The sequence below is a fragment of the Bradyrhizobium viridifuturi genome, from assembly GCF_001238275.1.
Classification (GTDB): domain Bacteria; phylum Pseudomonadota; class Alphaproteobacteria; order Rhizobiales; family Xanthobacteraceae; genus Bradyrhizobium; species Bradyrhizobium viridifuturi.
The window spans coordinates 54290-60502 of record NZ_LGTB01000053.1; the positions used below are offsets into that span (position 1 = coordinate 54290).

Below are 6213 nucleotides of genomic sequence, written 5' to 3' on the forward strand. Positions count from 1 at the left end.
CTGCGGCAGGCCGAGCATCGGCCGGGGAAGTTGAGGAAGGCTCAAGGGGCATGGTTGAAAACCGCTATGGAATTCATTCCGGTTTTATGCGCTTCCGAGCGATCGGGCCGGGAGGGGTTGTTGCCTGCTCCCCTGCCGCCGCAAAATCCGTCAGCGGCCGTTACCCTTTGGCGCCATAGCGCCGGATCAGCTGATCGGCGACGTCGTCGAGATTGTCGCCCACGACCTGCGGCTGCGGACCGACGCCGAGCAGATCATTGCCGGGACGCTTGATCAGCGCGGCCTCCCAGCCGGCGGCGACCGCACCCAGCGTGTCCCAGGTGTGGCAGGCGATCAGGCAGAACTCCGAAGGTTTCGCGCCGAGCTCCTGCTCGACATAACCATAGGCCTGCCGCGACGGCTTGTGATGCTTGACGCCATCGGCGGAAAAGCGCCGCTCGAACAGGTCGACGATGCCGCCATGCGTCAGCTGCCGCGTCTGCACCTCGAGGAGATTGTCGGTCAATGTGAACAGCCGGAAGCCCGCCGCGCGCAGCTTGCGCAGCGCCGCCGGCACTTCCGCATGCGGCGGCATGGTGGAGAATTTCTCGGTCAGCTCCTTCCTGTCTGCCTCGTCGATGCTGATGCCGCGCGTGTCGGCCAGCATCTTCATGACGGCAGCGCCGATCTCGGTGAAGGGCACATAGCAGCCCGCCACCGTAAGCGCGGCCGAATACATGATGAAGTTCGCGAACCACAGCCGCATCGCGCTCTTGTCGCCAAAGATGCGCGCGAACACCGGCTCCATGGTCTCGAGGTCGAGGAGGGTCTCGTTGACGTCGAACACGATCAGAGGAAGCGCCACTTGTTCGTCTCCTGTTGCTGATTTGTTGGTCTCAGCCCCTGTCCTTCATCCGGCTGCGGTGCGCGGCCTGCTTGGCGCGGTTGCCGCAGATCGCCATGCTGCACCAGCGGCGCGCGCGCGCTCGCGTATGATCGGCGAACATCAGCGTGCAGGCCGGGCCCTCGCACGCTTTGATGTCGGAAAAGCTTTCCTCGCAGACGACCCTGGCCATCGCCTCGCCGATCGGCAGCAGCAAGGTTTCCGCAGGCGCCAGGGCCGCGTGCGCTCCAGCGCGAAGCCGTCATGATCGTCGTGGCGATGCGCCACGATCCGGCTGTATGCCTGATCGCTTTCGAGCAGCTGGTTCAGCGGCTCGAGCTCCCTGAGCGCGCGCAGCGCCAGCGGCCGGCCCATGTGCTTGCGGACGAAGCCACGGAACCATTCGCGCAAATCGCGCGCCTGAGCGGCGACATCGTCGAGCTCGCCCGGCCTCGCCCGCGCCTGGAGCTCGTCGAGCACATCTGACGGCACCAGCTTCGCCTGCGCCAGCCAGCGCAGCAGGTCGCCGCCGTCGGCGATCCAGTCGACCGGCGTATCGACCGGGGTCGCGATCGAATTGATGAAATCGAGGCCCAGGCTGTCGGCGATGAACATCGCGGGCGGGTGGGATTGCACGGTGATGTCCTCCTGCACGGACTTTTCGACGTCGCCGAAATAACCGGATTAAAGCCTATTGACAAGTTACGAGCACTGGACCATAAGCGGCGTAACCTGTCAAATGGCATTTTAAAGGTTACTTTAGAAACAAAGGAGCGAGCGATGTCGAACAAGGATGTCAGCGTGGTGCTTGCCCATGGCGCATGGGCCGACGGGTCGAGCTGGGCACGGGTGATCACGGCGCTCGACGCCGAAGGCATCACCGCGGTAGCGGCACCGTTGCCGCTGACTTCGCTTGCCGACGATGTCGCCGCGCTGAATCGCACGCTGGATCGCGTCGAGGGACCGGTCGTGCTGGCGGGCCATGCCTATGCCGGCGCCGTGATCGCCGAGGCCCGCTCGCCGCGGGTCAAGGCGCTGGTCTATGTCGCGGCGCTGGCGCCGGACGAGGGCGAAACGGTCGCCGACGTGTTCTATCGCCTGCCGCCGCATCCGTTCGCGCCTACACTCGCGCCCGACGCCGACGGCCTGATCTGGCTGCCCGAGTCCGCCTTCGCGTCGGCGTTCGCGCAAGGTGCGCGTTCCGAGGACCTCGCGGTGCTCGCCGCCGTGCAGCGGCCGATCTCGCCCGCCTGCATCACCGTGCCGGTCGGCCGTCCCCGATGGAAGGACGTCGCGAGCTGGTTCCTGGTCGCCGAGGAGGACCGGATGATCGCGCCGGAGACCCAGCGCAGGATGGCGGCCTGCATGAAGGCGACCGTCCGTTCACATGCCGTCGATCATACGCCGATCGTCACGGCGCCGAGGCTCGTCACTGACGTGATCCGGGAGGCCATCCGCGGCGTTGTCGCGGCGTGAAACTCGTTCCGCAATCAGGACAGGAGAGCTGCCATGCAGGACAAACCTCTATCGGCCGACCGGCTGGGCGCTTTTTCCGATGCGGTGATCGCGGTCATCATCACCGTGATGGTGCTTGAGCTCAAGGCGCCGGAGGGTGCGGCGTTCGCGGACCTGCTGCCATTGTGGCCGACCGCGATCAGCTATGCGGCAAGCTATCTGTTCATCGCGGTGATCTGGGTCAACCATCACCATCTGCTGCAGCTGGTGCGGCAACCGACGCCGCGGCTGATCTGGCTGAACTTCGTCCACCTGTTCGCTGTCTCGCTGTTGCCGTTTGCAACGGCGTGGGTCGCGCGGTCGCACATGGCTGCCGCGCCGGTGGTGGTCTATGCGGTCATCTTTCTTTTGATCGATCTCGCATATCTCGGCTTCGAACGCGCGGTGCTCGCGCAGGCGGACCAGACGATGATTTCCGAACGCGTGCGGACCTGGACACGGCGCCGCACGCTGCTCGCGCTGCTGGTGTTCGCGGCCGGCGCGGCCATAGCCCCCTTCGTGCCGCTGCTCGGCTTCGCCACGGTGTGTTGCGCGCTGCTGCTCTACCTCAGGCCCGAGGCGATCAGCGGACTAGCGACGCAGATCAAACCCTAAGACCAACTCACCACCACATCACGATCACAAGGAGTGACAGATGTCCCAGGTCAGATACCGCACCGCCGATGTCGACGGCTTCAAGGTGTTCTATCGCGAGGCCGGCTCGCCGGGTGCGCCGAAGCTGCTGCTGCTGCACGGCTTCCCGAGCGCGGGCCACATGTTCCGCGATCTGATCCCGCTTCTCGCGGACAGATTCCACATCGTGGCGCCGGACCTGCCCGGCTTCGGCCAGTCGGACACGCCGCCGCGCAACACGTTCAGCTACACATTCGACAACATCGCCGGCGTGATCGATCGCTTCACCGAGGTGATCGGCTTCGATCGCTACGCGGTCTACGTGTTCGACTATGGCGCGCCGACCGGCTTCCGCCTGGCGCTCAAGCATCCGGAGCGGATCACCGCCATCATCTCGCAGAACGGCAATGCCTATGAGGAAGGCCTCAGCGACGCTGGACGCCGATCAAGGCCTATTGGCAGGACCCGTCGCAGGCGAATCGCGATGCGCTACGCGCCTTCCTGACGCCGGAGACCACGCGCTGGCAGTACACCCACGGCACGTCGGATCCGGCGGCGGTGTCGCCCGATGGCCAGAACCTCGACAATTACTACATGGCGCGTCCCGGCGCGCATGACGTGCAGCTCGACCTGTTCGGCGACTACAAGAGCAACGTCGCGCTCTATCCGGCCTTCCAGAATTATTTCCGCACCCACCAGCCGCCGTTCCTCGCGGTGTGGGGCAAGAACGATCCGTTCTTCCTGCCGCCGGGCGCCGAGGCGTTCAAGCGCGACAATCCGAAGGCGGTGGTCAAATTCTTCGACACCGGTCACTTCGCGCTGGAGACGCACGCCGCCGAGATCGCGAACGCCATCCGCGAATTCCTGGCCCGCTGACCTCGACGCGCGCCGCCTACGCCCCGGTGACGCGCCAGATCACGTTGCCGACGTCGTCGGCCACCAGCAGCGAGCGGTCGGGACCGAGCGCGACGCCGACCGGGCGGCCGTAGGAGACCTTCTCGTCGGGCGCGAGGAAGCCCGACAGGATGTCGCGCGCCGGCCCCGAAGGGCGGCCGTTCTCGAACGGCACGAACACCACTTTGTAGCCCGACAGCGTCGAGCGATTCCACGAGCCGTGCTGGCCGATCGCCATGCCATCGGGGAAACCGGGCAACGTGCCCTTGGGCATCCAGCACAGGCCGAGCGAGGCGGTGTGGCCGCCGAGCGCGTAGTCCGGCTGGATCGCCTTGGCGACCATCGCCGGATCCTGCGGCACGCGATCGTCCACCGTCTGCCCCCAGTAGCAATAGGGCCAGCCGTAGAAGCCGCCGTCGCGCACCGAGGTCAGATAATCCGGCGGCGTTTCGTCGCCGATGCCATCGCGCTCGTTGACGACGGTCCAAAGCACATTGGTGTTCGGCTCCCAGGCGAGCCCGACCGGGTTGCGCAGGCCGCCGGCGAAGATGCGGCTGGTGCCGGCGGCGAGATCGAGCTCGTAGACTGCGGCACGGCCTTCCTCGACTGCCATGCCGTTCTCGGCGATGTTGCTGAGCGAGCCGACGCCGGCATAGAGCTTCTTGCCGTCGGCGCTCGGCAGCAGGCTGCGGGTCCAGTGTCCGTCGGGCTTGAAGGTGACGAGCTTGCGGCCTTCGGCGGTGATGCGGTCGGCGCCCGCGGTGTAGGGAAACGCGACCACGCCGTCGGTATTGCCGACATAGAAGGTGTCGCCGATCAACGCCATGCCGAACGGCTGGCGCAATCCCTCCATGAAGGCACCGCGGCTCTCGGCGACGCCGTCGCCATCGCGGTCGCGCAGCAGCGTGATGCGGTTGGCGCTGACGCCGAGCGCCGCGGCGCGCCGCATCGTCGCCTGCATCGCATAGTGGAAGACGCTGCGCGGTGTCCCCGCGATCTGCGTCGCCTCCGCGATCAGCACGTCGCCGTTCGGCAGCACGTTGATCCAGCGCGGATGATCGAGCCCGGCCGCGAAGGCGTTAACCCTGAGCCCGGGCGCAGCGGTCGGAAGCTGGCCCTTGTCCCAGCCCCTGGCGGTCGGCATCTTCAAGGTCGGAATCGCGCCCTGCGACTTCGCCGCCGGAATCTGCGGTGCATTGCCCCAGGCGGGCGCGGGCTGTGCGCCCTGCATCCGTCGCCATGCCACCGCGCCGGCCCCGATCGCCGCGACGACGCGGGCAAAAACTCCAGACGTGCTCATGAACTTCCCCTGTTATTCGCGCCGGTTATTGCGCCTTGTTATTGCCTTGCCGGCCGGCCGCGGCCCACAGCAGCATTCGCATAATGCCGGCCCTGATGACAGTAGTTATACGATCTTCGCAGCCGCACTCGAATCGAGGAGACTGGCTGCACGCTCCCTTGTCAGAGCGTTTTCCTCCCTGAGACCTTGCCCGCCCCGGTCGGCGGGCTTCCTTTTACGAACCGCCCAGCTCGGGCGCAGCTTGCCGTGGACCGTTATAGCTGGAAAAGCATAGCGATCCGGCGAATGCATGCGACCGTGCAGAGCCGGCGCGCCAATCTCACAGCGCAAGCCCACCTCACCAAATCCTGATCCCAGCTCCGAGCAAATTCACCTTCGTCAACTGTATGGCGGATCAGGAACGCTGGTCCGCGGCGGTCGTTGGTCGCGACACCAGCAAGGAGTGCATGAATGCAATGGAACACCAAGATCCTGGCTCTGGCCGCGGCGTCGCTGATCGCAACGACGGCCGGTGCGTTCGCGCAGGGCTACTATCCCAACGGGAACCCCGGCCCACGATACTACGGCGGCCCGCGCTACGAGACCTATCAGCCGCAGGTCATGTACAATGAACCCGGTTGGTCTGGCGCGATGAACGGCAGCAACCATCCGGCGCCGAGCTCGACCCAGGGCGACGTTGGTCCGGAAGGAAACAACAACGGCACGCTGACCGGCGTCTACCGGCGGTGGTAGCCCACGCAAATTTGAGGGCCCGTCGCTCGGATTGAGCGGCGGGCCTTTTGCCATTTTCGGCGAACCGACATCTGTGAACCACTCTCCAGAAATTTGGAGGACGATCACTTCACCATCGCGCCGTAGACGATGTCCTGCACGTTCTCGCGATAATATTTGCGCAGGTCGCCGGGCGCTGCGGTTCCGACCACCACGACGAGGCGCTCCTTCGGATCGCAGAAGAACTGCGTCCCGTAGGCGCCGTTCCAGGTGAACTCGCCGGGATTGCCCGGCACCGACGACAGCCCCTCGCTGGTGC

The 6213-nt window shown here is 65.8% G+C and carries 5 protein-coding genes and 3 pseudogenes; 4 read left to right on the forward strand and 4 right to left on the reverse strand.

The features are described from left to right. Nucleotides 1–160: 160 nt before the first annotated feature. Together ALC15_RS35800 and ALC15_RS35805 are read right to left on the reverse strand one after the other, a co-directional pair. Nucleotides 161–844, reverse strand: a complete 684-nt coding sequence (locus ALC15_RS35800) for a haloacid dehalogenase type II (protein ID WP_244486408.1) — start codon at nucleotides 842–844, stop codon at nucleotides 161–163. A 31-nt stretch (nucleotides 845–875) separates the two neighbouring features. Further along, nucleotides 876–1477 (reverse strand): annotated as a pseudogene (locus ALC15_RS35805) (CGNR zinc finger domain-containing protein). A 165-nt stretch (nucleotides 1478–1642) separates the two neighbouring features. On the opposite strand from ALC15_RS35805, the gene ALC15_RS35810 reads away from it, so the two are divergent. From ALC15_RS35810 to ALC15_RS35820, 3 genes and pseudogenes are all read left to right on the forward strand, one after another. Beyond that, on the forward strand, nucleotides 1643–2338 hold the full coding sequence (locus tag ALC15_RS35810) for an alpha/beta fold hydrolase (RefSeq protein WP_050631358.1): 696 nt from the start codon (nucleotides 1643–1645) through the stop codon (nucleotides 2336–2338). A gap of 33 nt (nucleotides 2339–2371) precedes the next feature. Then, the gene (locus ALC15_RS35815) at nucleotides 2372–2971 is read left to right on the forward strand and encodes a TMEM175 family protein (protein WP_050631359.1); all 600 of its coding nucleotides are present in this window, start codon (nucleotides 2372–2374) and stop codon (nucleotides 2969–2971) included. Nucleotides 2972–3011: 40 nt separating this feature from the next. Continuing rightward, a pseudogene (locus tag ALC15_RS35820) lies at nucleotides 3012–3865 on the forward strand (alpha/beta fold hydrolase). A gap of 16 nt (nucleotides 3866–3881) precedes the next feature. Here ALC15_RS35820 and ALC15_RS35825 read toward each other — a convergent pair. Then, nucleotides 3882–5183, reverse strand: coding sequence for a PQQ-dependent sugar dehydrogenase (locus tag ALC15_RS35825; RefSeq protein ID WP_050631360.1), 1302 nt, complete (start codon nucleotides 5181–5183; stop codon nucleotides 3882–3884). A 450-nt stretch (nucleotides 5184–5633) separates the two neighbouring features. Here ALC15_RS35825 and ALC15_RS35830 point away from each other — a divergent pair, with 450 nt between their 5' ends. After that, on the forward strand, nucleotides 5634–5915 hold the full coding sequence (locus ALC15_RS35830) for a hypothetical protein (protein WP_050631361.1): 282 nt from the start codon (nucleotides 5634–5636) through the stop codon (nucleotides 5913–5915). Between the two features lie 104 nt (nucleotides 5916–6019). Here the strand turns inward: ALC15_RS35830 and ALC15_RS35835 are convergent. Next, nucleotides 6020–6213 (reverse strand): annotated as a pseudogene (locus ALC15_RS35835) (serine hydrolase domain-containing protein); the annotation flags it as partial.